The organism is Microbacterium ureisolvens (assembly GCF_019511645.1).
Classification (GTDB): Bacteria; Actinomycetota; Actinomycetes; order Actinomycetales; family Microbacteriaceae; genus Microbacterium; species Microbacterium ureisolvens_A.
This window is the reverse complement of sequence record NZ_JAEUAX010000007.1, coordinates 118,941-145,550: the sequence shown is the minus strand read 5'-3', so window position 1 is coordinate 145,550 and position 26,610 is coordinate 118,941. Positions and strand designations below refer to the sequence as shown.

The window sequence follows — 26,610 nt, the reverse complement described above, 5'->3', positions numbered from 1 at the left end:
AATCCCGTGGCTCGGCGAGGCGACGACGGCGTCAGTCGATCAGCGGAAGGCCGCCCGCGCCCGGCTCGTCCTCATCGGCGACCTGCTCCGCTTCCTCCGCGTCGAGAGCGGGCTTCGCGGCCGCGATGTGCGAGATCGAGCGCCACACCAGCAGCAGCGTGATGAGCGAGCCGCCGAATGCGAACCACCACGGAGCGGTGAGGCCCCACACCTGCGCGAGGATCCCGCCGATGAACTGCCCGATCACGAGGCCGCCGAAGACGCCGACCATGTTCACGGAGGCGATGCGGCCCTGCAGTTCCATGGGCACGAGGCGCTGGCGGACGGTGGTCGAGATGGTGCCCCAGACGAAGGCGTACAGGCCGAAGCCGAACATGATCACGAAGGCCACCGCGGGCGACGTGGTGAGGGCGAAGGAGAGGTGCATGAGCACTTCGAGCGACAGGCACACCCGCATGAGCGTCGAGAACGACACGTGCTTCTCGAGCCAGCCGAAACTGAAGACCGCGATGATGCCGCCGACCGCTGCGGCGGTCGTGAGGGCGCCGTAGCCGACGGGACCCATGCCCAGGTGCTCCGTGGCGTAGAGCACGAGCACGCCCCAGGGGGCTGCCCACGTGACGTTGAAGACCAGGATGATGATGACCAGCGTGCGCACCGGCGCGTTGTGGCGCAGCCACTGCAGTCCCTCGCGGATGGCGTGCGCCTTGGTGCCGCGGCCCGAATCGGAGTGCCCTGCTACCGGCGTACGCGCGATCCGGGAGACGAGCAGCACGGCCAGCGCCACGCACAGCACCTGCAGCACGAACGGCCAGAACGAGCCCACCGCGAAGAGGAAGGCGCCCAGCGGCGGCCCGGCGAGCTGGTTGGCGACGAGGTAACCGGCCTGCATGCGCGCGTTGCCGATACCGAGGTCTGCGGGCTTCGCCAGCATCGGCAGCAGCGTGCTGCCGGCCGAATCCGCGAACACCTCGGCCGTGCCGTAGAGGAACGCCACGGCCAGCACGAGCCACACGGTCGCCTGCCCGGTGACGAGGAACGCCACGAGCACGGCGACGATCACCGCCCGCAGGCCGTTGGCGAGCATCACCAGGCGCCGCCTGTCGTGGTGGTCGGCGACGGCGCCGGCGAGGAGGCCGAACAGGAGCCACGGCAGGAACTGCATCATGGCGCCGGCAGCGACGAGCACCGGCGACGAGGTGAGCGAGGCGATCAGCAGCGGCGCGGCGGCGAGTGCGATGCCGTCGCCGAGATTGCTCGTCCACGACGAGGCGAGCAGCCACCGGAAGTCCGTTCCGAGGCGCCGCGGTGCGATCAGTTCCCCGAGCGAAGGCATCCCGCCATCCTAGAACGCCACGGTCCGGCGACACGGGGGATGAGAACCGGGCTCACCCGCGGTCGCGTGCGTGCGCGGTCGTGTCAGCGCGCGGAAGGCACGTCCTTCGGGTGGACGAACAGCGTCTCGGTCTGCTCGATGTCCATGCCCTTGGTCTCGGGCACGCGCCACGCCACGTAGATGAACGACAGGGCAGCGAACACGGCGTACATGCCGTACGTGAGCGGGAGCGACCACGAGGACATCGCCGGGAACGAGATGGTGATGAGGAAGTTCGCGATCCATTGGGCGCCGGCGGCGACGCCGAGCGCCTTGCCGCGGATGCGGCTCGGGAAGATCTCGCCGAGGAGCACCCACACGAGCGGACCCCACGACGCGCCGAACCCGACCACGAAGACATTCGCTGCGATGAGTGCGATGGGCCCCCACGGTGCGGGTAGCACGACCGCGCCCTGCGCGTCCGTCGTGGAGAACAGGAACGAGATGGCCATGAGCCCGAGCGACAGCGTCATCAGGACGGAGCCGGTGAGCAGGATGGGCTTGCGGCCGACGCGGTCCACCAGGAAGATCGCGATCAGGGTGACGAGCACGTTCGTGATCGAGGTCACGACGCTGATCGTGAACGAGTCGCTCTCGTCGAACCCGACCGACTGCCAGAGACTCGTCGAGTAGTAGAAGATCACGTTGATGCCGACGAACTGCTGGAACACCGACAGGATGATGCCGACCCACACGATGCGCTGGAGCCCGAGCACCGGTCCACGGATCGAGACGCCGGCGTTCTTGCGGTCGGTCTCGATCGCGTTCTGCAGCTCGCGGATCGTCTGGTCGAGGTCGGCGGGCGGCATGAGGCGCGCGAAGATCGCGCGGGCCTCGTCGACGCGGCCCTTCGACAGGAGGTAGCGCGGCGACTCGGGCACGGTGAACGACAGGATGCCGTACACCGCCGACGGGATCACTCCCACGAGGAACATCCACCGCCACGCCTCGAGCCCGAACCACAGCACGCTGTCGGCTCCGCCCGCGGCGTTCGCCAGCAGCGCGTCCGAGAGGAGCGCCGCGAAGATGCCGATCGTGATCGCGAGCTGCTGCAGCGACGCGAGTCCGCCGCGGATCTGGCGCGGCGCGATCTCGGCGATGTAGGCCGGGGCCACCACCGACGCGATGCCGATGCCGAGGCCGCCGACGACGCGCCACAGGGCGAGGTCCCACGCCGAGAAGGCGAGGCCGGCGCCGATCGAGCTGACGAAGAACATGATGGCGCCGAGGAACATCACCCGCAGGCGCCCCCACCGGTCCGACAGGTTGCCCGCGATGATCGCACCTACTGCGCAGCCGAGCAGGGCGATCGCGACGACGAACCCCGTGATGACATCGTTGAGCGCGAAGTCCTTCGAGATCGAGTCGACCGCGCCGTTGATCACCGACGAATCGAAGCCGAAGAGGAAGCCGCCGACCGCCGCCGCGACCGAGAGACCGATCGCCCGCCGCCCGTAGGGACTGCGGAGGGTGAACGCATCTGCGGGGATCGATCCGGTCGAGTTCATGCTGGTCACGCTAGCGTCCGGCACTTGCGAGGGCGAGGGCATCCGCGGCTCGTCGCCGATGCCGCCGGGCGGCGCTCGGTACAGTGGGGCGCATGCCCGTGACACTCCTCGGTGCGGCCGAGATCCGCGCGCTCGCCGCCGAACTCGACGTGACGCCGACCAAGAAGCTCGGGCAGAACTTCGTCGTCGACGCCAATACCGTTCGCAAGATCGTGCACGTCGCCGAGGTCGAGCCGGGCGACCGTGTCGTCGAGGTGGGGCCGGGACTGGGGTCGCTGACCCTCGCGATCCTGGAGGCCGGGGCATCCGTCACCGCCGTCGAGATCGACCACCGCCTGGCCGAGCGGCTGCCCGTCACCGCAGCCGCCCATGGCGTCGCCGACGGCGCGCTCACGGTGGTCGACGCCGACGCGCTGCGCGTCACCGAGCTGCCGGGCGATCCGACCGTGCTGGTCGCGAACCTGCCGTACAACGTGAGCGTGCCGGTGCTCCTGCACTTCCTCGAGAACTTCGCCGCGCTCGACCGCGGCGTCGTGATGGTGCAGGCCGAGGTGGGGGAGCGGCTCGCCGCCCCTCCCGGATCGAAGGTGTACGGGGCGCCCAGCGTCAAGGCCGCGTGGTACGGCCCGTGGCGCCTCGCGGGGACGGTCTCCCGACAGGTCTTCTGGCCGGTCCCGAACGTCGACAGCGTGCTCGTCGGGTTCCACCGCGCCGCCGAGCCGCGCGGCGACGAGGAGCTGCGCAGGCGGACGTTCGCGATCGTGGATGCCGCGTTCCAGCAGCGGCGCAAGATGCTCCGGCAGGCGACGGCCGGCGTGCTCGGCGGGTCGGCGGCCGCGGCATCCATGATCCTGGAAGCCGCCGCCGTCGCGCCGACCGCGCGCGGCGAGGACCTCTCGATCGACGACTACGTGCGCATCGCGCAGGCCGCGGAGGGCGCGACGGTCAGCTGAAATTCAGCGGATCTTCACCGCGCCGTCGGGCTTCGTGCGAAACAAGCCGGTAACATTCCAGGGTCCGTCGTCCGGATCCACAGGCACCTCGCCTTCCGGCGGACCGGAGTGACCCGACATGCGCACCGCCGAATACCCGGCTCCCGAACGCATCCTGCTGCACCTCAGCGACACCCACCTGCGCGCGCCATCGACCCCGCGCCTCTTCGACGTCGTCGACGGCGCGAACCGGCTCGCCGACACCGTCGGCGTGATCGAGGCGAGCGGCATCCGCCCTGACGCGATCATCGTCACCGGCGACCTCGCCGACCTCGGCGAACCGGGCGCGTACGCCGCGCTGCGCGGGCTCGTCGAGCCGCTCGCGGAGCGAATCGGCGCGCGCGTGCTGTGGGTGATGGGCAACCACGACGAGCGAGGGGCTTTCCGCGCGGGCCTGTACGACGAGGCGTCCGACGATCGACCCGTCGACCGGGTCGACGAGCTCGACGGCCTCCGCGTGATCACGCTCGACACCAGCGTGCCCGGCCACCACCACGGCGAGGTGAGCGACGATCAGCTCATGTGGCTCGCCGGCGTGCTGGCGACGCCCGCACCCCTGGGCACGATCCTCGCGATGCACCACCCGCCGGTGCCGAGCGTGCTGCCGCTCGCGGCGAGCGTCGAGCTGCACGACCAGCGGCGGCTCGCGGCGGTGCTGCGGGGCACCGACGTGCGGGCCATCATCGCCGGCCACCTCCACTATTCGACGTTCGCGACGTTCGCCGGCATCCCGGTGTCGGTGGCGTCGTCGACCTGCTACGCCCAGGACCTCACGGTTCCCACCGGGGGCACGCGTCCTCAGGACGGCGCGCAGGCGTTCAACATCGTGCACGTGTACGACGACACCGTCGTGCACTCGGTGGTTCCGGTCGACGCTCCCCGTGCGCTCGAGCACATCGATGCCGAGGAGGCGCAGCGCCGGCTCGGCCTGGCCGGTGTCGCGCCGTTCATCGCCGCGCGGAAGGATGCGCCGACCGCGCCGATTCCCGTGATGCACTGAGCTCGTCCCGCTCCCAGGGAGCCCGCACCGGGAACATGCGCTCCAGAGCGCCGCGGATGGCCCGTACCCGCACGTCTTCGGGCACCTCGACCTCCCCGCCGTCGTTGAGGCAGAACATGTCGACGTCGCAGCGCTCGGCGAGCCGCTCCATGCGGCGAAGCCCGGCGGCGATCGTGGTCTGCGCATAGCGGACCCGCGGCGCCCGCGTGGCGATCGCCCGCCCGGTGAGCAGGGCGTAGTAGTGGTACAGGCTGTTGGTCACCGACACGTCGGTCGCCGAGCGGAAACGGGATGCCGCGGTCCGCGCGAAATCGTCGGGGAAAGTCGCTTCGAGCTCGGCCATGACGCTTCGACGCAACGGCGCCGCGCAATGCTCCAGGTCGCGCACGATCGTGCGGCCGAACCGCTCCTTCAACAGCGCGCGGTTGACCCGAAGGCCGTTGTCGTGGCCGCTGCGGTGGAGGGCGGGCTCGCCGGCGCCGATGCGCACCCCGCACTCGACGAATTTGGTGACCCCGGCGGGGGTGAAGAACAGCTCGGGCTCGACGGCACGCCCGAAGAACATGTCGTCGTTCGAGTAGAGGAAGTGCTCCGCAAGGCCGGGGATCCTGTGAAGCTGCGCCTCGACCGCGTGCGAGTTGTGCGTGGGCAGCACCGACGGGTCGGCGAAGAACTCCTCGCTGCGCACGATCGTCACCTTCGGGTGGTCGAGCAGCCACGACGGTGCCGGCGAGTCGGTGGCGATGAAGATGCGCCGGATCCACGGCGCGTACATGTGCACGCTTCGCAGCGCATAGCGCAGCTCGTCGACGTGGCGGTACCGCGCCGGGCCGTCGTCGCCCTCGCCCACGACGTACTCGGAGAGCTGGGCAGCGCGCTGGCGGCGGAACTCGCTCGACGACCCGTCGACCCAGGAGAAGACGAGGTCGACATCCTCGGTGACCTCCAGCGGCTGCGGATCGAACATGCCGGAGATCGTCCGCCAGGTGCGGCCGTGGCGTTCGACCGTCTCGTACGCGATGTCCTCGGCCGCGGTGCGACGGCGCAGCAGCGCGTTGTCGCGGGGCGCTTCGATCACGTCGTCGCCGAAGCGCCAGAACTCCAGATGCACTGCCAGCGAGGGGCCGTAGCGGAGCGACCCAGAGCGGCTGAGGCGCGGACGGTAGACGCGCAGCGCCGTGGGCGAGTCCGGCACGTCCGCGGCGTCGCAGGCGAGCTGCGGGGCGCGCCCCTTGGCTTTGACGTACAGCGGCTCGCGCGTGCAGACCGCGGCCAGCGCCGCGTGCACCGCCTCACGATGGCGGACGTCCACGACCAGCGCCGGAACAGTGCGATCGTGCCGGATGAGGAGGACCTCGACGCCGGCGTCGGCGAGCGCGTCGGCGACGAGGAGCAGGTCGCGCTCGCGGGCGTCGTGAGGCGAGACGTCGTCGTGGACGACATGGAGGATGCCACGATCGACCACCACGTCGGCGCGCGCGGCGAGCACGCTCCACGGGTCGGTGGCCGGGGGCAGTGCAGACAGCAGGGTCATGCCGTCCTCCTTCTCGCTCGATGGGCGGTGCGCTCGGGCCGCGTGGTGTCGTGGGCTCTTGCGCGGTGTCGCGGTGACGCCACGATAGGGAGCGTCCGTTACGACGACGTTTCGTGCGTAGACCCTTGACACGGGGCACTCCGATGTGCCGCGCCACTCCTCCTGCGCGCCGGGGCCGACCTCGCTAGCCTGGACCGGTGACCGAAGACGCGCGCTACCTGTCCCATGGAGGAGACCTCCACCGCCCCTACACCGCCGCGGCCGACCGCTACAACGGCGCGGGCTACCGCCGGGTCGGCGCTTCCGGGCTCACGCTGCCGCCCGTGTCGCTCGGCCTCTGGTGGAACTTCGGCGACAACATCCCGTTCGACAACCAGCGGGCGCTGCTGCGTCACGCGTTCGACCGCGGCATCACCCACTTCGACCTGGCGAACAACTACGGCCCTCCCTACGGCACCGCGGAGACGAACTTCGGGCGCATGATGCGCGAGGACTTCGCGCCGTACCGCGACGAGCTCATCATCTCGTCCAAGGCCGGCTACGACATGTGGCACGGTCCCTACGGCAACGGCGGCTCGCGCAAGTACCTCATCTCGAGCGCCGAGCAGTCGCTGAAGCGCATGAGCGTCGACTACGTCGACATCTTCTACTCGCACCGCGTCGACCCCGACGTGCCGATCGAAGAGACCGTCGGCGCGCTCGACACGCTGGTGCGGCAGGGCAAGGCGCTCTACGTCGGCATCTCGTCCTACAGCGCGGAGCGCACGGCGGTGGCAGCATCCGTCGCCCGTTCGCTGGGAACCCCGCTCGTGATCCACCAGCCGGCGTACTCGATCCTGAACCGCTGGGTCGAGGACGGCCTCACGGGAGTGCTGAAGCAGGAGGGCATGGGCGCGATCGCGTTCACGCCGCTGGCGCAGGGGCTGCTCACCGGCAAGTACCTGGGCGACGGCTCGGCCGAGCGTGCGCAGCAGCGCAGGTCGCTTCCGAACGGCTCGCTCAGCGAGAAGGGGCTGTCGACCCTGCGATCGCTCGACGTCATCGCGAAGGAGCGCGGGCAGACCCTCGCCCAGATGTCGATCCAGTGGGTGCTGCGCAACCCGGTGGTCGCGTCGGCGCTGATCGGCGCCTCGCGCGCGGAGCAGCTCGATGAGAACCTCAAGGCGCTCGAGGGTCCGGCCTTCACCGTCGAGGAGGAGGAGCGGATCGACGCCCTGTCGGACGGGATCGACGTGGACCTCTGGGCGGAATCGGCGAACCGGTGAGTCAGGCTCTCGAAGCCTCCGGTGTCCGGGTCCGGGCGCCCGGCAAGCTCAACCTCTTCTTCGAGGTCGGCGGCGTGCACGAGGACGGGTACCACGACGTCGCGTCGGCGTACCAGGCGGTGTCGCTGTACGAGGACATGTGGGCGTCGCCCTCCGACGAGTTCACGGTGTCGATCTCGGGAACCGTCGACGTGTCGGGGGTCCCCGCCGACGACCGCAACCTCGCGGTGCGCGCGGCACGGCTCGTGGCTCAGCGGATCGGGCACGCCGGCGGCGTGCACCTCGACATCGTGAAGCACGTGCCGGTCGCGGGCGGCATGGGCGGCGGGTCGGCGGATGCTGCGGCCGCCCTCGTCGCGTGCGATGCGCTGTGGGGGGCAGAGCTCGGCACCGCCGAGCTGCACAAGCTCGCGGCCCGGCTCGGCGCCGACGTGCCGTTCGCTCTGATGGGCGGAACGGCGATCGGCACCGGGCGCGGCGACCAGCTGAGCCCGGCGCTCGCGAAGGGCCGTTTCGACTGGGTCGTGGTGCCGTCGAACGCGGGCCTGTCGACGCCGGAGGTCTACAGGCACCTCGACGAGCTGCGCGCGCGGCCCGACATCGTCTCTGGCGCGCACGCGCCCGCCGTCGCGCCCGGCGTTCTGCAGGCGCTGCGGGCGGCGGACCCCATCGCGCTCGCCGAGCACACGCGCAACGATCTGCAGGTGGCGGCGCTCTCGCTGCGCCCGGAGCTGCGCGAGGTGCTCGAGCTCGGCGAGGAGTCCGGTGCCCTGGCGGGGATGGTGTCGGGGTCGGGGCCTACGCTGGCGTTCCTCACCGTCGACCCGGAGTCGGCGCTGGAACTGCAGATCACGCTGTCGGCGGCGGGCTACGAGGCGCTCCACGTGCACGGCCCCGTCGCCGGCGCGCGAGTGGTCACCTGAAGCGGCTCAGCGTCGGCCGCACATCAAGCTGTGCCCTCACGGGCGTGGAGAGGAGATCCATGAGCATGCGCGAAACGACCTACGGCCGTGTCGGCGAGACCGAGCGCGCCGCCTTCCGTGCCGGACCCGTCGACGGCGAGTCCGCCGAGCGCCTGGCCGCGAACGGACTGGACTACCGGCGCCTGGCCGTCGACAGCGACGAGTACGTCGGCTGGCTGCAGTCCGTCGCGCGGGGCTTCCAGGACGGAGAACGCACCGCCGAGCAGATCGCGGCGTCGCGCGAGCGCAGCGGCTACCGGCGGCTCACCGGGGTCTTCGACCCGGAATCGCCGATGGACGCACCCGTGGCGACCATCGCGTCGTGGCTGGGCGAGCTCACGGTTCCCGGCGAGGCGATGATCCCGTCCTGCGCGATCTCGGCGGTCACCGTCGCGCCGACGCATCGGCGTAAGGGCGTCGCACGGGCGATGCTCGAGGGCGAGCTGCGGGCCGCCCACGCGGCCGGCGTCCCGATGGCCATGCTCACGGTGAGCGAGTCGCCGCTCTACGGGCGCTACGGATTCGCACCGGCCGCCGCCGGCGCGTCCTGGCGGATCGAGACGAAGCGTGCGGGATGGATCGGGCCTCAGCCGGCTGGGCGGATCGACTTCATCAGCCGCGAGCGCGTGCGCGAGCTGATGCCCGCCCTCCACGAGCGGGTGCGGCACCGCCGGGCCGGTGAGATCGACGTGCCCCACAGCCACTGGGACGGATTCGCCGGGACGAACCCGGCGGCGGAGAAGACCGCCGAGAAGCGGGCGGTGCAGTACACCGACGCCGACGGCGATGTGCGCGGCGCCGCCGTATACGCGGTTCGCGAGAACCACGACGACTTCACGAAGGCGACCGTCTCGGTCCACTACCTGCTGGCAGAGACGGACGACGCCTACGCGGCACTGTGGCGGTTCCTCCTCGAGCTCGATCTCGTCGCCGAGGTGCACGCCGGCGAGCTGTCGGTCGACGAGCCGCTGCTGTGGATGATCGCCGACCAGCGCGCCGCGAAGGTCAGCGTGCGCGACCACCAGTACGTGCGGATCCTCGACGTCGTCGCCGCTCTCGAGACCCGCCGCTACGGAGGCCCCGGTGCGCTCGTGCTCGATGTGTCCGATCCGCTGGGCATCGCCGCCGGGCGCTATCTCCTGGAGGTCGACGAGTCCGGTGCCGGCCGTGTGCGAGCGCTCGGCGGCGAGGTGGCCGAGGGCGTGACGGTGATGCTCGGCGTGGCGGAGCTGTCGGCGACCTACCTGGGCGGCGTGTCGCTCGCGACCCTGGCCGCCGCGGGGCGCGTGACGGTCGCAGGCGCCGGGGACGGGGCATCCGATCCGCTGACGATCGCGACGCGCGTGCTCGGCTGGCACACGGCGCCGCGCCTAAGCATCTGGTACTGACCGGTCCGTCGCGCACGGCGACGAGATCCGGACGAAACACCAGGAGCCGGTGCTTTAGGCTAGCCTTACCTGCCTGTTCCTGAGGGGTCCCCCATGCCTTCACGCCTTCCGTCTTCGGCGCGCCTGCGTCACATCCTCGTCGTGCCTGTCGTGCTCGCCGGACTCGCCCTCGCCGGCTGCGCCGGCGGTACGGCCGGCGACGACGCCGCGAACCCGGACGCGCTCGTCGTGTACAACGCCCAGCACGAGCAGCTCACCGAGGAGTGGGCGGACGCCTTCACGAAAGAGACGGGCATCGAGGTCGTGCTCCGCAACGGCGACGACAGCGAGCTCGCCAACCAGCTCGTCCAGGAGGGCACGGCGTCCCAGGCCGACGTGTTCCTCACCGAGAACTCGCCGGCGATGTCGCTCGTCGAAGAGGCCGGCCTGTTCGCTCCCGTGGACGAATCGACGCTGGCGCTGGTGCCGGAGCAGTTCCGTCCGGCCTCGGGGCTGTGGACGGGCATCGCCGCCCGCTCCACCGTGCTGGTCTACAACCCGGAGCTGATCTCGGAGAGCGAGCTGCCGGCATCCCTCCTCGACCTCGCCGACCCCGAGTGGAAGGGCAAGTGGGGCGCCGCGCCCGCGAAGGCCGACTTCCAGGCGATCGTGTCGGCCGTGCTCGCGACCCAGGGCGAGGACGGCGCGCGCGAATGGCTGGCGGGCATGGCCGAGAACGCGGTCGAGTACCGCAACAACATCGTGACCATGAAGGCGGTCAACGCGGGCGAAGTGCCCGTGGGCATCATCTACCACTACTACTGGTTCCGCGATCAGGACGCCGCGGCCGAAGACAGCGCGAACACGAAGCTGCACTACTTCGGCAACCAGGATCCCGGCGCCTTCGTGAGCATCTCGGGCGGCGGGGTCCTCGAGAACGCGCCCCACCCCGACGAGGCGCAGCAGTTCCTCGCGTTCATCGCGGGGGAGCAGGGCCAGCAGATCCTCGGTGAGGGCTACAGCTTCGAGTACCCCGTCGCGTCCGATGTCGCGGCCAAGGCCGAGCTTCCTCCGCTCGCGGAGCTCGACGCGCCCACGATCGATCCGTCCACCCTCAACGGCCCGGCGGTCATCGAACTCATGACGGAAGCCGGACTCCTCTGACCCAGCTCCAGACGCGAACACCCGCGCGCGGCACGGCCGAAAGGCGTCCGCCCGCCGGGCTCGTCGTCGTCGTCGCGGTGCTGGCACTCGGCGCTCTGATCCCGATCGGCTATGTCGTGCAGGCGGCGTTCGCGATGGGATGGGAGGAGCTGTCGGCTCTCGTCTTCCGCCCGAAGGTCGCCGAGCTTCTCGTCAACACCGTGCTGCTGGTGGTGATCGGCGTCCCTTCGACCGTGCTGCTCGGAGTGGGCGGCGCATGGCTGGTCGAGCGCACGACGCTTCCTGGCCGTGGGCTCTTCAAGGTCGCCCTCGCCGCCCCGTTGGCGATACCGGCGTTCGTCGCGAGCTACGGATGGGCGAGCGCCATCCCGTCGATGAACGGACTGTGGGCGGCGGTGCTCGTCGCGACACTGGCGTACTTCCCGCTCGTGTACCTGCCCGCCCTCGCCGCGATCAGGGGTCTCGACCCGGCGCTCGAGGAGTCCGCCCGCTCGCTCGGCATGGGGTCGTGGGCGGTGTTCTTCCGGGTCGTCGCGCCGCAGCTGCGGGTGGCGGTGCTCGGCGGGGCGCTCGTGGTCGCCCTCCATCTGCTCGCGGAGTACGGCGCGTTCGCGTTCCTGCGGTTCGACACGTTCACCACGGCCATCGTCGTCGCCTACGAGAGCATGTTCGCCGGTCCCAACGCGGCGGCCCTCGGGGTCGTGCTCGCGCTCCTGTGCCTGATCCTCCTCGGCGCCGAGTCGGCCGCTCGCGGCCGCGCACACTACGCGCGCGTGGGCGGCGGTTCCCCGCACCCGCCGGAGACGCTCGGACTCGGTCGGCTCACCGTGCCCGCGCTCGCGGCGCTGGCTGCGGTGCTGGGGGGTGCGCTCGTGGTTCCCCTGACGAGCGTGGTCCGGTGGCTTCTGAGAGCGGATGCTGCGGCTTTCGGCGACGTCGGCATCGCGGCGCTCCAGACGCTCGGCCTCGCGGTCGCGGGCGCACTCTGCACGATCGCCGTCGCCCTGCCGTTTGCCTGGCTGGCGGTGCGCTACCCGGGGCGGCTGTCGCGGCTGCTCGAAGGCGCCGCCTACCTGGCCAGCAGCCTCCCGGCGATCATCGTCGCGCTCTCGTTCGTGGCGGTCACGCTCGCCTTCGCGCCGTCGCTCTATCAGACGGCGTTCACCGTGGTCGCCGCCTATGTCGTGATCTTCCTCCCGCGGGCCCTGGTGCCGCTGCGCGCCGGACTGTCGCAGGTGCCGGAATCGCTCGAGGAGGCTGCGCGCGCTCTCGCGGTGCCGCCCACCGCCGCCCGGCTGCGGGTCACGGTACCGCTGCTGCTTCCCGCGATCGGCGCCGGCGCCGCCCTGGTCGCCCTCGGCGCGGCGAACGAGCTGACCGCGACGCTGCTGCTCGCCCCGACCGGCACCTCGACGGTCGCCACGAGCTTCTGGTCGTCGGCTTCCGCCCTCGACTACCCGACCGCCGCACCGTACGCGGTGCTGCTGGTGCTCCTGTCGGTGCCCGCGGTTGCCCTCATGTTCACGCACGCGACGGGGAGGACCCTCAGATGACTCTTCGGCTGGAGGGCGTCTCGAAGGCGTACGGCGGCACCGAGGTGCTGCGCGACGTCTCGCTCGAGGTTCCCCAGGGCACCCGCCTCGCACTGGTCGGAGCCTCGGGAAGCGGCAAGACCACGCTGCTGCGCCTCGTCGCGGGATTCATCGACCCCGACGCCGGAGTGATCAGTCTGGGGGGCCGTGAGCTGTCGGGGCACGGCCGAACAGTGCCGACTCACCGACGCGGCATCGGGTACGTCGCGCAGGACGGCGCGCTGTTCCCGCATCTGTCGGTCGCCCGCAACATCGCGTTCGGTCTCCCGCGCGGACCCGGCCGCGCCGGCCGCGTGCGTGAACTCCTCGAGCTCGCCTCCCTGCATCCGGACCTCGCCGCGCGGATGCCGCACGAGCTGTCCGGCGGCCAGCAGCAACGGGTCGCCCTCGCGCGGGCACTCGCTCAGAATCCCGCGATGATCCTGCTCGACGAGCCGTTCAGCGCGCTCGACACCGGCCTGCGATCCGCCACCCGTGATGCGGTCGTCGACGTCCTCGAGCAGAGCGGCGTCACCGCCGTGCTGGTGACCCACGATCAGCACGAGGCCCTGTCGTTCGGCCACCAGGTCGGCGTCCTCGTGGGCGGTCGTCTCGTGCAGTCCGGCGACCCGATGGCGGTGTACGACGCGCCGATCGACGCGAGCGTGGCACTGTTCCTCGGCGACGCGCTCGTGGTTCCCGCTCGCGCCGACGCGGACGGCGTGGAGTGCGGGTTCGGCCGCCTGGACGTGCGGCACGACCTGTCGGGCGGGGCCTCGCGCGTGCGGGCGATGGTGCGCCCTGCGCAGTTGCGGGTGGCAGCCGCGGCGCACGGGGCGGCCGCCGGCCTTGCCCCGGTGGCCAACGGCACGGTCGTCGCCGTGCGCCCCGCCGGGTCGACCGCCGACCTGCGGCTGCGCGTCGGCAGCGGCGAGCTCCAGGCCGAGCTCATGTACCGGGTGCCGCAGCATCGCGCGGCCGCGTTCGCTCCCGGAACGGCGGTGCGCGTGATCGTCGATGGCGGGGTCGTCCTCTACGCCGCCTCGGGCGAGACCGCCGCGACCGGAAGTGTCGTCACGCGCGGCGCAGCCGCAGGCTGACCGGCGCCGTCGCGCGGCGCAGCCGCGCCCACCCCGCCACCGCGCCGGCGGCCGCCTGGGAGTAGAGACGGTAGGCGATCACGCCCACGACGAACGACAGCAGCGTCCCGAGCCACGGCGCGCTCTCTTCGAACGGCGGGTACACCTGCCAGTGCGTGAGGTACACGAACAGGGATGCTCCCGCCACGGTGACCACGAGCGGCACCGCGAAACGGGGGAGAGGGATGGCCCGGATCCACACGAGCGCCAGGATCCCGCCCGCGACGACGGCCTCGCGCCAGGGCTCCCCGAAGAAGCCGAATGTCGCCGTGACCGCGACCACCGAGACGAGGATGCGCCTGGCGGCGGTGTCCGCGCGCGACACGAGCCACCCGAGGGCGACGAGCCACAGGACGACCGGGGCCGAGTACCGCTCCACGTACTCCGCGGTGGGTCCGGCGATCGCGAAGCGGGCCGCGAGTGCGACCACGAACGCCACGAGGGCGAACCCGAACGGCGCCCGCCGTTCCAGCCGCTCGATGCGGCGCACGGCGAAGAGCGCCGCTGCGCCGGCGAACGACCAGAGCATCGCCTCGAGGAACCAGAACTGCCACTGCTCGTTCCACCGCCCGTCGCCCGGGACGAGGTTGTTCACGAGCCCGACGGTCGTCGGCGCGTACTGGCCGGTGATGAGGGCAACGGCGCCGATCCACAGCACCGCGGGCACCGCCAGCTGCGCGGCGCTGGAGCCCAGCCGCCGCAGGCGCGCGGTGCCCTCGACGGGTGCCAGCTGGAATCGCGCCAGGTTGTAGCCGGCGACGGCGAGCAGCAGGTGCGCCCCGCCCTTCAGTGCGAGCAGGTCGGCGTGGGTGGCGACGATGAGGAAGATCGCCGCCGCCCGCAGCACGACCGGCGTCTCGAGACGCGTCCAGGCGCGCCGGCGAGGCCGCGGCCGCACGGCCGCTGCCGCCGGCTCACCCGCGGGCGCGGCATCCGTTTCCGCTGTGGCGACAGCCGGCTGCGCGGGCGCCGCGCGGGCCGCCAGCTCGCGGGGGGTGCGCGTCGGCCAGTCCCGGGGGAGGGTGCCGACGATGTCCTCCAGGCGCAGCGACACCTCGACGTAGCTCAGGGAGTCGCCGCCGAGCCCGGCGAACGTGTCGTCGAGGCCCGCGTCGGGCTTGCCGAGGAGCGAGGCGTACAGATCGCGTACGGTCTCGGGCGTGACCGCGGCCGGTACGGGCGGCGCCGCGGTGGCCGCCGCGGCAGTGCGGTCGTGGACGGCGGCGAAGCGCACCAGCGCCGCGTAGTCGCGCTTGCCGTTGGACGTGCGGGGGAACTCGGTCACCGCGTACGCGCCGATCACCCGCGCCGGCACGCCCGTGAGGGCCGCCGCGCGCTCGCGCGCACCGGCCGCCGCGCGGTCGGAGGTCACGAACAGCAGCAGCCGCTCGTCGGCGCTCGCCGCGCGCACCTCGATCCCCTCGTCGGCGAGGAGGCGCTCGACGCGGTCGAGGTCGAGGCGCAGACCGAACACTTTCACGAAGCGGTTCATGCGGCCGACGATCTCGTAGAGCCCGTCGGTGCGCAGCCGCGCGACGTCTCCGGTGCGCAGCTCGGTCACGGTGCGTCCGAGGGCGAAGTCCTCGGGGCCGTGGGCGTAGCCCATCATGACGTTCGGGCCCTCGTACACCAGCTCGCCGGACTCGGCGCCGTCTACGGCGTCGATGCGGAACGCGCCGCCGGGGATAGGGCGCCCGATGGCGCCGGCGTGCGTCATCGCGAGATCGGGCGGGAGGTACGCCATGCGCGCGGTGGCCTCGGTCTGCCCGTACATCACGAACAGCTCGAACCCGCGCTGCTGTCCGAGATGCGCGATCCGGCGCACGGCATCGGGAGCCATGCGCCCGCCCGCCTGCGTCAGGTAGCGCAGGGACGGAAGATCGCCGCCGTCGAAGCCTCGCGCCTCGAGCAGCTCGAACGTGTAGGGGACGCCGGCGAACGACGTGACGGCGTGGGCGCGTGCCCGCACCCAGAACTCCTCGTCGGCGACGGAGCGCTCCGTGAGCACCAGGCTCGCGCCGGTCAGCAGATGGCTGTTGACCACCGACAGGCCGTAGCAGTACTGCAGCGGAAGCGTCGTGGCCGCGCGGTCGGCGGCGGTCAGCCCCAGGTACTCGGCGATCGACGCCGCGTTGCTGCGGACGTTCTCGGCCGAAAGCCGCACCAGCTTCGGCGAGCCGGTGGAGCCCGACGTGCTCGAGAGGACGGCGAGGTCGGGGTGGAACGCGTGACGGCTTCCCGGGCGGCGCTCGTCGAGCGTCCAGCCCGAGGCTCCGTCGTACGCGACGACGTCGGGGTCGAACCTCGCGATCAGGGATGCGCGGTGGGCGCGGGCGGCCTCGTCCGCGTCGCCCGAGACCAGAAGCACGGGGTGTCCGCCCTCGAGCGCGGCGAGGTAGGTCACGATCGGCTCGACGGCGTTGCCCGCCGCGATCATCACGAGTCGGCGCACGTCGCCGAGCTCGCGCCTGCGCCGCCTCACCCGCTCGCCCAGCTCCGCGTAGTCGATCCGCGTGCCGTCGGCGATCAGCGCCGTGTGTTCGGGATCTCCTCCGAGGAGGGACAGGCCGAGGGCGGGCGCAGTCGCTGTCATGAAGGCGGGGACTTTCTCCTGGCGCGCAGATGCGGCATGAGCTGCATGCGCGGGTGCTAGGTATGCCTAGCCTAACCTGTCCGGTTTCTCCCGCTCGAAGTGTGACGGCGATCGGACCTCGTTCAGCGACGGAACAGCACCGGGGAGAGCGCTTGTGCGCAACGGCGGCTGCTCGCGGCACGGCCACGGTCCGTCGCCTAGCCTTGAGGGGACATGGCACATCTTCTGGGGGCCGAGGCCCTGCACCTGGAGTTTCCGACCAAGGTCGTCTTCGACCGCGTGTCGCTGGGCATCGACGAGGGCGACCGGATCGGCGTGGTCGGCCGCAACGGCGACGGCAAGTCGAGTCTGCTGGCGATGCTCGCCGGACGCCTGGAGCCCGACGGCGGCCGCGTCACGGTGCGCGGCGGTGTCCGGGTGGGAGTGCTCGACCAGGCCGACACGCTCGACGACTCCCTCACGATCCGTGAGGCCGTGGTCGGCGACCGCCCGGATCACGAGTGGGCCGGCGACGCGCGCACGCGCGACGTCATCGCGGGCCTCCTCGGCGACCTCGCGTGGGACGGCCCCGTCGCGGGGCTGTCGGGTGGTCAGCGCCGCCGGGTGTCGCTCGCGGCCCTGCTGGTGGGCGACCACGACGTGCTGTTCCTCGACGAGCCGACCAACCACCTCGACGTCGAGGCGATCGCGTGGCTGGCCGAGCACGTCAAGCGGCGGTGGCCGGCGAACCAGGGCGGCCTCCTGGTCGTGACGCACGACCGCTGGTTCCTCGACGAGGTGTGCAACACGACGTGGGAGGTGCACGACCGCATCGTCGAGCCTTTCGAGGGCGGGTACGCGGCGTACATCCTGCAGCGAGTCGAGCGCGATCGCCAGGCAGCGGTCATCGAGCAGCGCCGTCAGAACCTCGCCCGCAAGGAGCTCGCATGGCTGCGCCGCGGCGCGCCGGCGCGCACGTCGAAGCCGAAGTTCCGCATCGACGCCGCGAACGTCCTGATCGCCGACGTACCCGAGATCCGCAATGCCACCGAGCTGCGTTCGCTCGCTGTGTCGCGCCTCGGCAAGGACGTCGTCGACCTCCTCGACGCGGCCGTCTCGTATGACGGGCGCGAGGTGCTGCATCCGGTGGAGTGGCGCATCGCGCCCGGCGAGCGCACCGGCATCCTCGGCGTCAACGGTGCCGGAAAGTCCACGCTCCTGGGGCTGGTGTCGGGTGATGTGGAGCCGACCGCCGGCCGCGTGAAGCGGGGCAAGACCGTCAAGGTCGCGACGCTCACGCAGCGCCTCGACGAGCTCGAGGAGCACCTCGACGATCCGGTCCGCGTCGTCATCTCACGTCTGCGCACCACGTACACGTTCGGCAGCGGCTCGAAGGCGCAGGAGCTCACGCCCGGTCAGCTGCTCGAGAGCATGGGCTTCCAGAGCGCGCAGCTCTCCACCCCGGTCAAGGACCTCTCGGGCGGTCAGAAGCGCCGTCTGCAGCTGCTGCTCATACTCCTCGAGCAGCCCAATGTGCTGATCCTCGACGAGCCGACGAACGACCTGGACACCGACATGCTCGCCGCCATCGAGGACCTCCTCGATTCGTGGCCGGGCACGCTCCTGGTGGTGTCGCACGACCGGTACTTCATCGAGCGCGTCACCGACCAGCAGTACGCGATCCTGGGCGGCCACGTCCGGCACCTCCCCGGCGGCGTCGACGAGTACCTGCGCCTGCGCGAGCGCGAGAAGACCGCGGGGCCCGCGACGTCGAAGGCGGCGGATGCTGCGGCCGCGGCATCCGTCTCCACCACGTCATCGCTGTCAGGGCCGCAGCTGCGCGCCGCGCAGAAGGAGGTCGCGTCGCTGGAGCGCCGCCTCGAGAAGCTCGAGACGCAGATCGGCGCCGCGCGCACGGCGCTCGCCGACCACGACCAGTCCGACTACGTCGGCCTCGGCGCTGAGATGGCGCGCATCGGCGAGCTCGAGAAGGAGCGCGACGGCGTCGAGGAGCGCTGGTTCGAGCTCACCGAGCAGATCGGCTGAGCCCGCGGTCAGTCGGCGGCGTCGAAGCCGAGGCTGAGCTTGCGCAGCAGCGCGGCGAGCCTGTCGCGGTCGCCGCGGGACAGCGCTTCGAGCAGGAGCGCCTCGGCGTCGACGAGACGCGTGATCGCAGCATCCACCCGGATCCTGCCCTCATCGGTCAGGGTGACCAAGATGCTGCGGCCGTCGTCGGGGTCGGATTCGCGACGCACCAGCCGGCGCCCGACGAGACGGTCGATGCGGTTCGTCATCGTGCCGCTCGAGACCAGGGTCTGCTGCAGCAGCTGCTTCGGGCTCAGCTGGAACGGCTCGCCCGCCCGGCGCAATGCCGACAGCACGTCCCACTCCCAGGGCTCGAGCTCGCTGCGCCTGAACGCGTCGCGGCGAGCCCGGTCGAGGTGCCGCGACAGCCGGTCGACGCGCGACAGCACGCCGAGCGGCGAGAAGTCCAGGTCGGGGCGCTGCGTGGTCCATGCCTCGACGATGCGGTCCACCTCGTCGCTCTGCCCCGTCATGCCCCCATTATCCCGGGACGGATGCTGCGTCCCCGCGCTCACGCCGACATCGTGTGCTCTCGCCGGGACGACACGATCCGAACGCGGATGACGTGTCGCCTCGGCGAGAGCACGCGATCGGCACGCGAGGCGGCCTCCGGGACGGGTGCGCGCGGGGCATCTGGCAGACTTGACGGGCGGCGCCCGGCACCCGGGAGCGCCGTGGTCCGCCGTGGTGTAATGGCAGCACGACAGCCTTTGGAGCTGTGAGGTCTAGGTTCGAGTCCTGGCGGCGGAGCATGACCGACACGACCCGCGACAACGCACTGGCCGTCATCGTCCTGGCCGCAGGACAAGGCACGCGCATGAAGTCCTCGGTGCCCAAGGTGCTGCACCGCATCGGCGGGCGTCCGCTCGTCGGGCACGTGCTCGACACCGCGATCGCCCTCGAGCCCGAGCGCGTCGTCGTCGTCGTGCGCCACGAGCGCGACCTCGTCGCCGACGCCGTGGTGAAGGCGGTGCCCGCAGCGGTGGTCGTCGACCAGGACGACATCCCGGGCACCGGCCGCGCGGTGGAGGTGGCGCTCGACGCCCTCGGCGACTTCGCCGGCGACGTGCTCGTCCTCAGCGGGGACGTGCCGCTCCTGGAAGCCGACACGCTCGCCGCGCTCGTGCGCACGCACCGCGACCGTGCCGTCGCCGCGACCGTGCTCAGCGCCTCGCTCGACGACGCCACCGGCTACGGCCGTGTGATCCGCGACGCCGACGGTGCCGTGTCGCGCATCGTCGAGCAGAAGGATGCCACCGCGGACGAGGCGTCCGTCACCGAGATCAACGCGGGGGTGTACGTCTTCCAGATCCAGGCGCTGCGCACCGAGCTGGCGCTCGTCGGCACCGCGAACGCGCAGGGCGAGAAGTATCTGACGGATGTCGTCGCGCTCTTGCGCGGCGACGGCCTGCTCGTGGCGGCGCAGACGGCCCCCGATGCCGCGGCCGCCCTCGGCGTGAACGACCGCGTGCAGCTGGCCGAGGCGGCCCGCGTGCTGAACGCGCGCATCGTCCGTCACTGGCAGCTCGAGGGGGCGACGATCATCGACCCCGCGACGACGTGGATCGACGTCGACGCGAAGTTGGCCCCCGACGTCACGGTGCTGCCCAACACGCACATCCTGCGCACCACCGTCATCGCGAGCGGTGCGACCGTCGGGCCCGACACCAGCCTCGTCGACTGCGAGGTCGGGGAGGACGCCACCGTCACCCGCACCGACGCGACGCTGGCCGTCATCGGCGCCAAGGCCACCGTGGGACCGTTCGCCTACCTGCGCCCGGGCACGTACCTCGGCGACAAGGGCAAGATCGGCACCTTCGTGGAGACCAAGAACTCGACGATCGGCGAGGGCAGCAAGGTGCCGCACCTGTCGTACATCGGCGACACCACGATCGGCAAGCACGTCAACCTGGGCGCCGGCGCGATCACCGCGAACTACGACGACCTGACGAAGCACCGCACCGAGATCGGCGACGAGGTCCACTCCGGCTCGCACAACGTCTTCGTGGCGCCCGTTAGGATCGGAGACGGCGCGAAGACCGGGGCGGGGGCGGTCATCCGCAAGGATGTGCCCGCCGGTGCCCTCGCTCTCAGCGTCGCCCCTCAGCGCAACGTCGAGGGGTGGGTCGAGAAGAACAGACCGGGTACCGGAGCGGCGGACGTCGCCGCCAAGGCCCGCAGCGCACAGAAGGCGGACGATGGCGCGCAAGAAGAAGACCGTTGAGCTCGACCGGGCGAACGACATCGCCCCGGGACTCGTCGCGAAGACGAAGAAGCGCCTCGTGGTCGCACGGGGAAGCTCGCATCCCGAGCTCGCGGCCGAGGTCGCTGCGCAGCTGAGCACGGAGCTCGTGCCGACCGAGTACCGCACGTTCGCGTCGGGGGAGATCCTGACCCGTTTCGAGGTCTCGATCCGCGGCTGCGACCTGTTCCTCATCCAGAGCTTCGGACCACCGGTCAACGAGTGGATGATGGAGACGCTCATCATGCTCGACGCCGCCAAGCGCGCGTCGGCCAAGCGGATCACCGTCGTCGCACCGTACTTCCCGTATTCCCGGCAGGACAAGAAGGGCCGTGGCCGCGAGCCGATCAGCGCCCGCCTCGTCGCCGACCTCTTCAAGACCGCGGGCGCCGACCGCGTCATGAGCGTCGACCTGCACGCCGCGCAGATCCAGGGCTTCTTCGACGGCCCCGTCGATCACCTGTTCGCCAAGCCCGTGCTGCTCGAGTACTTCGAGAGCACGCTGAGCGCGCAAGACCGCGAGCGGCTGACCGTCGTCTCGCCCGACACCGGGCGCGTGCGCGTCGCCGACCAGTGGTCCGACAGCCTGGGCGCGCCGCTCGCGATCATCCACAAGCGCCGTGACCCGAACGTCGCCAACCAGGTCACGGTCAACGAGATCGTCGGCGCCGTCGACGGGCGGGTCTGCCTCCTGGTCGACGACATGATCGACACCGGCGGCACGATCGTGAAGGCCGCCGAGGCGCTCAAGGCGAACGGCGCGGTGAAGGTGATCGTGGCGGCGACGCACGCGATCTTCAGCGATCCGGCGGCGCAGCGTCTGCAGAGCCCGGCGATCGACGAGGTCGTCGTGACCGACACGGTGCCGCTCCCCGCCGAGAAGCGCTTCCCAAGCCTTACGATTCTGCCTATCGCACCCCTGCTCGCACGTGCGATCCACGAAGTGTTCGAGGACGGCTCCGTCACCAGCATGTTCGACGGAGCCGCCTGACGCCGGCAGCGAGTCGAGCCTCCCGGCGGCGACGGAAGGACGAATCAGCATGTCGCAGCCGCTGACGGAAGCACGTCTGACCGTGGCGCGTCCCTGGGCGATGCCCTCGGACGACGTGCTCGCGCATCTCGAGGCGGACGCCGGCGGGCTGCGCACCGCCGAGGCGGCGGAACGGCTCGAGATCGCCGGGCCCAACCGGCTGCCCGAGCCGGAGCGCAAGCCGGGCTGGCTGCGCTTCCTCGCGCACTTCAACGACACGTTGATCTACATCCTGCTGGGCGCCGCCGTCATCAAGGCGCTCATGGGCGACTGGCTCGACTTCTGGGTGATCATGGTGGTCGCGATAATCAACGCCGTGATCGGCTACGTCCAGGAGGGGCGCGCCGAGAAGGCGCTCGCGGGGATCCGCGGGATGCTGTCGGCCGACGCCGGCGCGCGGCGGGACGGCGGCTGGGTCACGGTCCCGGCGGCTGATCTCGTGCCCGGCGACGTGGTCCGGCTGATGCCGGGCGACAAGGTGCCCGCGGACCTGCGGCTGCTGCAGGCCCACCAGCTTCGCATCGACGAGGCCGCGCTCACGGGGGAGTCGGTGCCGTCGTCCAAGACGACCGACCCCGTCGACGCCGACGCGGGCGTGGGCGACCGCGGTTCGATGGCGTTCTCGGGCACGATCGTGAGTGCGGGGCAGGGCCGCGGCGTCGTCACCGCGACGGGGCCGACGACCGAGCTCGGCCGCATCCAGAGCCTGGCCGACGAGGCCGACGCACTGGACACGCCGCTCACGCGTCAACTCGACAGCTTCGGCCGCGTGCTGACCGTCGTGATCCTGGGCATGGCCGCGGTCATGCTGATGATCGGCCGCTTCCTGCACGGCATGCCCTTCGACGAGCTGATCTCGGCGGCCATCGGCTTCGCCGTCGCGGCGATCCCCGAGGGGCTCCCGGCGCTCGTGACGATCACGCTCGCCATCGGCGTGCAGCAGATGGCGCGCCACAACGCCATCACGCGCAAGCTCCCCGCGGTCGAGGCGCTCGGCTCGGTCACCACGGTGTGCTCCGACAAGACGGGCACGCTCACCCGCAACGAGATGACCGTGCGTCACATCGTCACCCCGCTCGCGGAGTACGACGTCACCGGCCTCGGCTACGCACCGGAGGGCGAGATCGTGCGGGCGGGCACCCAGGGGACGGATGCTGCGCCCCGAGGCGATCTGGCCGCCATCCTCGCGATCGCCACCCTGTGCAACGATGCGCACATCGTGCAGGGCGATGATGGGACGTGGAGCCTCGTCGGCGAGCCGACCGAGGGAGCGCTCAAAGCCGTCGCGATCAAGGGCGGCGTCGGCAGTGCCGGCGGACGCCGGGTCGCGGTCATCCCGTTCGACTCGGCGAACAAGCTCATGGCGACGCTCAACGAGGGCGCGCGCTCCGGCGGCGAGGCCGGCGAGGTGTCGCGGGCGATCCTCGTGAAGGGCGCGCCCGACCGCCTGCTCGAGCGCTCGCTGACGCAGCGCGGCGCCGACGGGTCGGAACCGCTCGACCTCGCGCGATGGGACGCGGCGGTCGCCGCGCTGAGCGGCCAGGGCCTGCGCGTGCTGGCGGCGGCGCGCAAGCCCGTGCGTGCGACGACCGAGGAGTTCGCACTCGACGACCTGGTCGACCTCGAGTTCATCGGCCTCTGGGGGATCGTCGATCCACCCCGGCCCGAAGCCGTCGAGGCGATCGCGGACTGCCACGCCGCCGGAATCCGCGTGAAGATGATCACCGGCGACCACGCGGGCACCGCCCTGGCGATCGCCCACGAGATGGGCCTCGCGGGCGCCGACGCCGAGGTGCTCACCGGCGCCGAGCTCGAGGCGCTCACCCAGGAGCAGCTGCGTGAGGTGGTGCGCGACGTCGACGTCTATGCGCGCACGAGTCCTGAGCACAAGATCCGCATCGTGCGAGCGCTGCAGTCGCACGGCGAGGTCGTGGCGATGACCGGAGACGGCGTCAACGACGCCCCGGCGCTCACCCGCGCGGATGTCGGCATCGCGATGGGCATCAAGGGCACCGAGGCGACGAAGGAAGCGGCGGAGTTCGTCCTCGCCGACGACAACTTCGCGACCATCCGCAGCGCCATCGCCGAGGGCCGGCGCATCTACGACAACCTGCGCAAGTCGATCGTCTTCCTGCTGCCGACGAACGGCGCCCAGTCCCTGGTGATCCTGGTCGCGGTGGTGTTCGGCCTCGCGCTGCCGCTCACCAGCGTCCAGGTCCTGTGGGTGAACATGGTCACCGCCGTCACGCTCTCCCTCGCCCTCGCGTACGAGCCGGCCGAGCGCGGCATCATGCGCCGTCCGCCTCGCGCGACCGGAGGCCCGATCATCGACCGCGGCGAGCTGGGCTTCATCCTCGTCGTGTCGCTGCTCATCGGCGGCGCGGCGATGGGCGTGTTCTACGGCGTCGCGGCGACCGGAGCCGACATCGAGGTGGCGCGCACCGAGGCGGTGCTCATGCTCGCGTTCGGGCAGCTCGCATTCCTCTTCAACTGCCGGTTCCTGTCCCGCTCGAGCCTGACGATCGACGTGCTGCGCGGCAATCGCACGGTGTGGTGGTCGGCCATCGCGCTCGTGGTGCTGCAGCTGATCTACACCTACGTGCCGTTCATGAACGTGCTGTTCGAGTCGCGACCGGTGCCCGCCGCATCCTGGATCCTCCCGGTCCTCGTGTCGATCGGCATCTTCCTGGCGGTGGAGGTGCTGAAGGCGGTGATCCGTGCGCGGCAGCGCTCATCACGTGCCGCTGCGGCGCTCAAAGCCGGCTCATAGGCGGGCTTGACAGGATTCGATCCGACGCGACATCCCGCCGCACGAGCCCGACCCGAGCCAGGAGGACCGCCATGACCGGCAGCCGACTTCCTTCCCGCCCCGTCCGCGCCGGAGCGGCTCTGACCGCCGTCGCGGGTATCGCCCTCCTCTCGGGGTGCGCCGCCACCGCCTCGGAGGCCGAGGAACAGGCTACGCCCGACACCGGATCGTCGTCCTCGACGGACACGGGCTCGACCGGTTCCGGCGCGTACGCCGACGGCACCTACACGGCGGACGGCTCCTACGCGACGCCCGAGTCCGTGGAGACCATCACCGTCACGGTGACCCTCGAGGACGACACCATCACGGCGGTCGAGGTCACCGGCGACCCGCAGAAGCGCGAGTCCGAGCAGTACCAGAGCCAGTTCATCGGTGGCATCGCCGACGCGGTGGTCGGGGAGGACATCGACGACCTCCAGGTGAGCCGCGTCGCCGGGTCGTCGCTCACCAGCGGTGGGTTCAACGAGGCCATCGAGGCGATCAAGTCCGAAGCGGCGAATTAGCCCATGGACCCTGTGCCGGCGTCCTGGCGCTTCGACGCCATCGGCACGACGTGGGAGATCGTCACCGAGCGCCCGCTTCCCGCGGCCGTGCGCGAGGAGGTGACCGCGCGGATCGAGGCGTTCGACCGCGCATGGTCGCGGTTCCGGCCCGACTCCGACGTGAGCGCACTGGCTCGCACCGGGGGATCGATCCCCGCGCCCGAGGACGCGGCGCCTATGCTCGACGCCCTCGCCGCGGTGTCGGACGCGACCGACGGCGCGGTCAATCCGCTCGTCGGCGCGTCCCTCGACGCGCTCGGCTACGACGCCCGCTACTCGTTCCACGACGCCGGGCCGGTCGCCGCGCCCGTCGACTGGCGCGAGCGGCTCGACTGGCACAGCGGTCGCCTCGCGCTCGCCGAACCCGCTGCACTCGACGTCGGTGCGCTCGGCAAGGGCCGTCTGGTCGATCTCGTGCTCGGCCTCCTGTCGCTCACCGAGTCCGCGGACATCACCGTCGACGCCGGTGGGGACCTCGCCGTGCGGGGGCGTCCGCAGCGCATCGGGCTGGAGCATCCGTTCGATCCGCGACGCGCGATCGGGGTGTGGGAGCTGGTGGATGCTGCGCTCTGCGCGTCCGCGATCAACCGGCGCGCGTGGCCGTCGGCGACAGGGACGACGTTGCACCACGTGCTCGACGCGCGCACCGGACAGCCGGTCAGGACCATCGCGGCGACGTGGGCGGTGGCGCCCGACGCGATGACCGCCGACGCGGTCGCGACGGCGCTGTTCTTCGACGGCGGCCCGCGCCTCGCGCACGAGTGGGGCGTCGAGTGGGTGCGCATGACCACCGACGGCCGCGTCGAGTGGTCGCCCGGCTGCCGCGCCGACCTCTTCGTGCGCCCCGGCAGCGGGGCGCGGACCGCGCCCGGTGCGCGAGCGAATAGCCTGGAACGGTGACCGAGCCCCTCCCCGGACACGTCGTCGCCGTCGCGCGCGACGACGCGCATCGCTTCAGCAAGCCGGCGCGCGAGAGCATCACCCTGATCGCCGGGGTCGGCGTCGAGGGTGACGCCCACGCCGGCGCCACCGTGCAGCACCTCTCCCGCATCAAGCGGGACCCGTCGACGCCGAACCTCCGGCAGGTGCACCTCATCCACGCCGAGCTGTTCGACGACATGGCCGACCGCGGACACGCGGTGACCCCCGGAGCTCTCGGCGAGAACATCACGACCGCCGGCATCGATCTGCTCGGGCTTTCGCGCGGCACGCGGCTCGAGCTGGGGGAGGACGCCGTGATCGAGATCACCGGGCTCCGCAACCCCTGTGCGCAGATCAACGGACTCTCGGAAGGGCTCATGAAGGAACTGGTCCACGTCGACGACACGGGCGCCACGGTGCGGCTGGCCGGTGTCATGTCGGTCGTCCTCACGGGTGGCATCGTCCGCCCGGGCGACCGCATCCGTGCCCTCCCGCCTGCGGGTCGTTTCGAGCCCCTCCAGCCGGTGTGACG

The 26,610-nt window shown here is 71.5% G+C and carries 20 protein-coding genes and 1 tRNA gene; 16 read left to right on the top strand and 5 right to left on the bottom strand.

Going from position 1 to position 26,610, the window contains the following annotated elements:
- Positions 1-31 precede the first annotated feature (31 nt).
- Both JNB61_RS14045 and JNB61_RS14040 read right to left on the bottom strand, forming a co-directional pair.
- The gene (locus JNB61_RS14045) at positions 32-1,336 is read right to left on the bottom strand and encodes an MFS transporter (protein WP_220340018.1); all 1,305 of its coding nucleotides are present in this window, start codon (positions 1,334-1,336) and stop codon (positions 32-34) included.
- 83 nt (positions 1,337-1,419) lie between these two features.
- On the bottom strand, positions 1,420-2,883 hold the full coding sequence (locus JNB61_RS14040) for a sugar porter family MFS transporter (RefSeq protein ID WP_220340017.1): 1,464 nt from the start codon (positions 2,881-2,883) through the stop codon (positions 1,420-1,422).
- A 92-nt stretch (positions 2,884-2,975) separates the two neighbouring features.
- Between JNB61_RS14040 and rsmA the strand changes: the two genes are divergently transcribed.
- Both rsmA and JNB61_RS14030 read left to right on the top strand, forming a co-directional pair.
- Positions 2,976-3,836, top strand: a complete 861-nt coding sequence (gene rsmA, locus JNB61_RS14035; RefSeq protein ID WP_220340016.1) for a 16S rRNA (adenine(1518)-N(6)/adenine(1519)-N(6))-dimethyltransferase RsmA — start codon at positions 2,976-2,978, stop codon at positions 3,834-3,836.
- A 118-nt stretch (positions 3,837-3,954) separates the two neighbouring features.
- On the top strand, positions 3,955-4,875 hold the full coding sequence (locus JNB61_RS14030; protein ID WP_220340015.1) for a phosphodiesterase: 921 nt from the start codon (positions 3,955-3,957) through the stop codon (positions 4,873-4,875).
- Here JNB61_RS14030 and JNB61_RS14025 read toward each other — a convergent pair.
- Entirely contained in the window at positions 4,823-6,409 is a 1,587-nt protein-coding gene (locus tag JNB61_RS14025; RefSeq protein WP_220340014.1) for a stealth conserved region 3 domain-containing protein, read from the bottom strand. The genes JNB61_RS14030 and JNB61_RS14025 overlap by 53 nt on opposite strands.
- 197 nt (positions 6,410-6,606) lie before the next feature.
- Between JNB61_RS14025 and JNB61_RS14020 the strand changes: the two genes are divergently transcribed.
- The 6 genes from JNB61_RS14020 to JNB61_RS13995 all read left to right on the top strand — a co-directional run bounded on the left by JNB61_RS14020 (position 6,607) and on the right by JNB61_RS13995 (position 13,838).
- The gene (locus JNB61_RS14020) at positions 6,607-7,674 is read left to right on the top strand and encodes an aldo/keto reductase (protein ID WP_159843158.1); all 1,068 of its coding nucleotides are present in this window, start codon (positions 6,607-6,609) and stop codon (positions 7,672-7,674) included.
- Complete coding sequence (locus JNB61_RS14015; RefSeq protein WP_220340013.1) at positions 7,671-8,597, top strand: 4-(cytidine 5'-diphospho)-2-C-methyl-D-erythritol kinase; 927 nt, start codon at positions 7,671-7,673, stop codon at positions 8,595-8,597. Before JNB61_RS14020 ends, JNB61_RS14015 begins: the two co-directional genes overlap by 4 nt.
- Positions 8,598-8,656: 59 nt before the next feature.
- Positions 8,657-10,024 carry a GNAT family N-acetyltransferase gene (locus tag JNB61_RS14010; protein ID WP_220340012.1) on the top strand — a complete coding sequence of 456 codons (1,368 nt, stop codon included), beginning with the start codon at positions 8,657-8,659 and terminating at the stop codon, positions 10,022-10,024.
- Positions 10,025-10,117: 93 nt separating this feature from the next.
- Entirely contained in the window at positions 10,118-11,167 is a 1,050-nt protein-coding gene (locus JNB61_RS14005) for an iron ABC transporter substrate-binding protein (protein ID WP_220340011.1), read from the top strand.
- A gap of 77 nt (positions 11,168-11,244) precedes the next feature.
- The gene (locus JNB61_RS14000; RefSeq protein ID WP_308289195.1) at positions 11,245-12,720 is read left to right on the top strand and encodes an ABC transporter permease; all 1,476 of its coding nucleotides are present in this window, start codon (positions 11,245-11,247) and stop codon (positions 12,718-12,720) included.
- Complete coding sequence (locus JNB61_RS13995; protein WP_220289948.1) at positions 12,717-13,838, top strand: ABC transporter ATP-binding protein; 1,122 nt, start codon at positions 12,717-12,719, stop codon at positions 13,836-13,838. Before JNB61_RS14000 ends, JNB61_RS13995 begins: the two co-directional genes overlap by 4 nt.
- On the opposite strand, the gene JNB61_RS13990 is transcribed toward JNB61_RS13995, so the two are convergent.
- The gene (locus JNB61_RS13990) at positions 13,813-16,470 is read right to left on the bottom strand and encodes an AMP-binding protein (RefSeq protein WP_220340010.1); all 2,658 of its coding nucleotides are present in this window, start codon (positions 16,468-16,470) and stop codon (positions 13,813-13,815) included. The genes JNB61_RS13995 and JNB61_RS13990 overlap by 26 nt on opposite strands.
- A 213-nt stretch (positions 16,471-16,683) precedes the next feature.
- On the opposite strand from JNB61_RS13990, the gene JNB61_RS13985 reads away from it, so the two are divergent.
- Entirely contained in the window at positions 16,684-18,495 is a 1,812-nt protein-coding gene (locus tag JNB61_RS13985) for an ABC-F family ATP-binding cassette domain-containing protein (RefSeq protein ID WP_220289944.1), read from the top strand.
- 8 nt (positions 18,496-18,503) lie between these two features.
- Here JNB61_RS13985 and JNB61_RS13980 read toward each other — a convergent pair whose 3' ends face one another.
- Complete coding sequence (locus JNB61_RS13980; RefSeq protein WP_220289942.1) at positions 18,504-19,007, bottom strand: MarR family winged helix-turn-helix transcriptional regulator; 504 nt, start codon at positions 19,005-19,007, stop codon at positions 18,504-18,506.
- 205 nt (positions 19,008-19,212) lie between these two features.
- Between JNB61_RS13980 and JNB61_RS13975 the strand changes: the two genes are divergently transcribed.
- The 7 genes from JNB61_RS13975 (at position 19,213) to JNB61_RS13945 (ending at position 26,608) form a co-directional block, all read left to right on the top strand.
- Positions 19,213-19,284: transfer RNA gene (locus JNB61_RS13975), tRNA-Gln, on the top strand.
- Position 19,285: 1 nt separating this feature from the next.
- Positions 19,286-20,758, top strand: a complete 1,473-nt coding sequence (glmU, locus tag JNB61_RS13970) for a bifunctional UDP-N-acetylglucosamine diphosphorylase/glucosamine-1-phosphate N-acetyltransferase GlmU (protein WP_159843173.1) — start codon at positions 19,286-19,288, stop codon at positions 20,756-20,758.
- Positions 20,733-21,767 carry a ribose-phosphate diphosphokinase gene (locus tag JNB61_RS13965; protein ID WP_159843175.1) on the top strand — a complete coding sequence of 345 codons (1,035 nt, stop codon included), beginning with the start codon at positions 20,733-20,735 and terminating at the stop codon, positions 21,765-21,767. Before glmU ends, JNB61_RS13965 begins: the two co-directional genes overlap by 26 nt.
- 49 nt (positions 21,768-21,816) lie before the next feature.
- Positions 21,817-24,576: a cation-translocating P-type ATPase gene (locus JNB61_RS13960; RefSeq protein ID WP_159843177.1), complete on the top strand. Its 2,760-nt coding sequence runs from the start codon at positions 21,817-21,819 to the stop codon at positions 24,574-24,576.
- 71 nt (positions 24,577-24,647) lie between these two features.
- On the top strand, positions 24,648-25,118 hold the full coding sequence (locus tag JNB61_RS13955; RefSeq protein ID WP_220340009.1) for an FMN-binding protein: 471 nt from the start codon (positions 24,648-24,650) through the stop codon (positions 25,116-25,118).
- Positions 25,119-25,121: 3 nt separating this feature from the next.
- Positions 25,122-26,057, top strand: coding sequence for an FAD:protein FMN transferase (locus tag JNB61_RS13950; protein ID WP_220340008.1), 936 nt, complete (start codon positions 25,122-25,124; stop codon positions 26,055-26,057).
- Positions 26,054-26,608 carry an MOSC domain-containing protein gene (locus JNB61_RS13945; RefSeq protein ID WP_220340007.1) on the top strand — a complete coding sequence of 185 codons (555 nt, stop codon included), beginning with the start codon at positions 26,054-26,056 and terminating at the stop codon, positions 26,606-26,608. Before JNB61_RS13950 ends, JNB61_RS13945 begins: the two co-directional genes overlap by 4 nt.
- The last annotated feature ends 2 nt before the right edge of the window (positions 26,609-26,610 follow it).

What these genes read in the sequence shown, in the direction of transcription:
- JNB61_RS14030 (WP_220340015.1), top strand. Translation starts at nt 3,955, where the DNA reads ATGCGCACCGCCGAATACCCGGCTCCCGAACGCATCCTGCTGCACCTC.
- JNB61_RS14045 (WP_220340018.1), bottom strand. Translation starts at nt 1,336, where the DNA reads ATGCCTTCGCTCGGGGAACTGATCGCACCGCGGCGCCTCGGAACGGAC.
- JNB61_RS13980 (WP_220289942.1), bottom strand. Translation starts at nt 19,007, where the DNA reads ATGACGGGGCAGAGCGACGAGGTGGACCGCATCGTCGAGGCATGGACC.
- JNB61_RS14005 (WP_220340011.1), top strand. Translation starts at nt 10,118, where the DNA reads ATGCCTTCACGCCTTCCGTCTTCGGCGCGCCTGCGTCACATCCTCGTC.
- JNB61_RS13965 (WP_159843175.1), top strand. Translation starts at nt 20,733, where the DNA reads ATGGCGCGCAAGAAGAAGACCGTTGAGCTCGACCGGGCGAACGACATC.
- JNB61_RS14040 (WP_220340017.1), bottom strand. Translation starts at nt 2,883, where the DNA reads ATGAACTCGACCGGATCGATCCCCGCAGATGCGTTCACCCTCCGCAGT.
- JNB61_RS14010 (WP_220340012.1), top strand. Translation starts at nt 8,657, where the DNA reads ATGAGCATGCGCGAAACGACCTACGGCCGTGTCGGCGAGACCGAGCGC.
- JNB61_RS14025 (WP_220340014.1), bottom strand. Translation starts at nt 6,409, where the DNA reads ATGACCCTGCTGTCTGCACTGCCCCCGGCCACCGACCCGTGGAGCGTG.
- glmU (WP_159843173.1), top strand. Translation starts at nt 19,286, where the DNA reads ATGACCGACACGACCCGCGACAACGCACTGGCCGTCATCGTCCTGGCC.
- rsmA (WP_220340016.1), top strand. Translation starts at nt 2,976, where the DNA reads ATGCCCGTGACACTCCTCGGTGCGGCCGAGATCCGCGCGCTCGCCGCC.
- JNB61_RS13995 (WP_220289948.1), top strand. Translation starts at nt 12,717, where the DNA reads ATGACTCTTCGGCTGGAGGGCGTCTCGAAGGCGTACGGCGGCACCGAG.
- JNB61_RS13955 (WP_220340009.1), top strand. Translation starts at nt 24,648, where the DNA reads ATGACCGGCAGCCGACTTCCTTCCCGCCCCGTCCGCGCCGGAGCGGCT.
- JNB61_RS13950 (WP_220340008.1), top strand. Translation starts at nt 25,122, where the DNA reads ATGGACCCTGTGCCGGCGTCCTGGCGCTTCGACGCCATCGGCACGACG.
- JNB61_RS13985 (WP_220289944.1), top strand. Translation starts at nt 16,684, where the DNA reads ATGGCACATCTTCTGGGGGCCGAGGCCCTGCACCTGGAGTTTCCGACC.
- JNB61_RS13960 (WP_159843177.1), top strand. Translation starts at nt 21,817, where the DNA reads ATGTCGCAGCCGCTGACGGAAGCACGTCTGACCGTGGCGCGTCCCTGG.
- JNB61_RS13990 (WP_220340010.1), bottom strand. Translation starts at nt 16,470, where the DNA reads ATGACAGCGACTGCGCCCGCCCTCGGCCTGTCCCTCCTCGGAGGAGAT.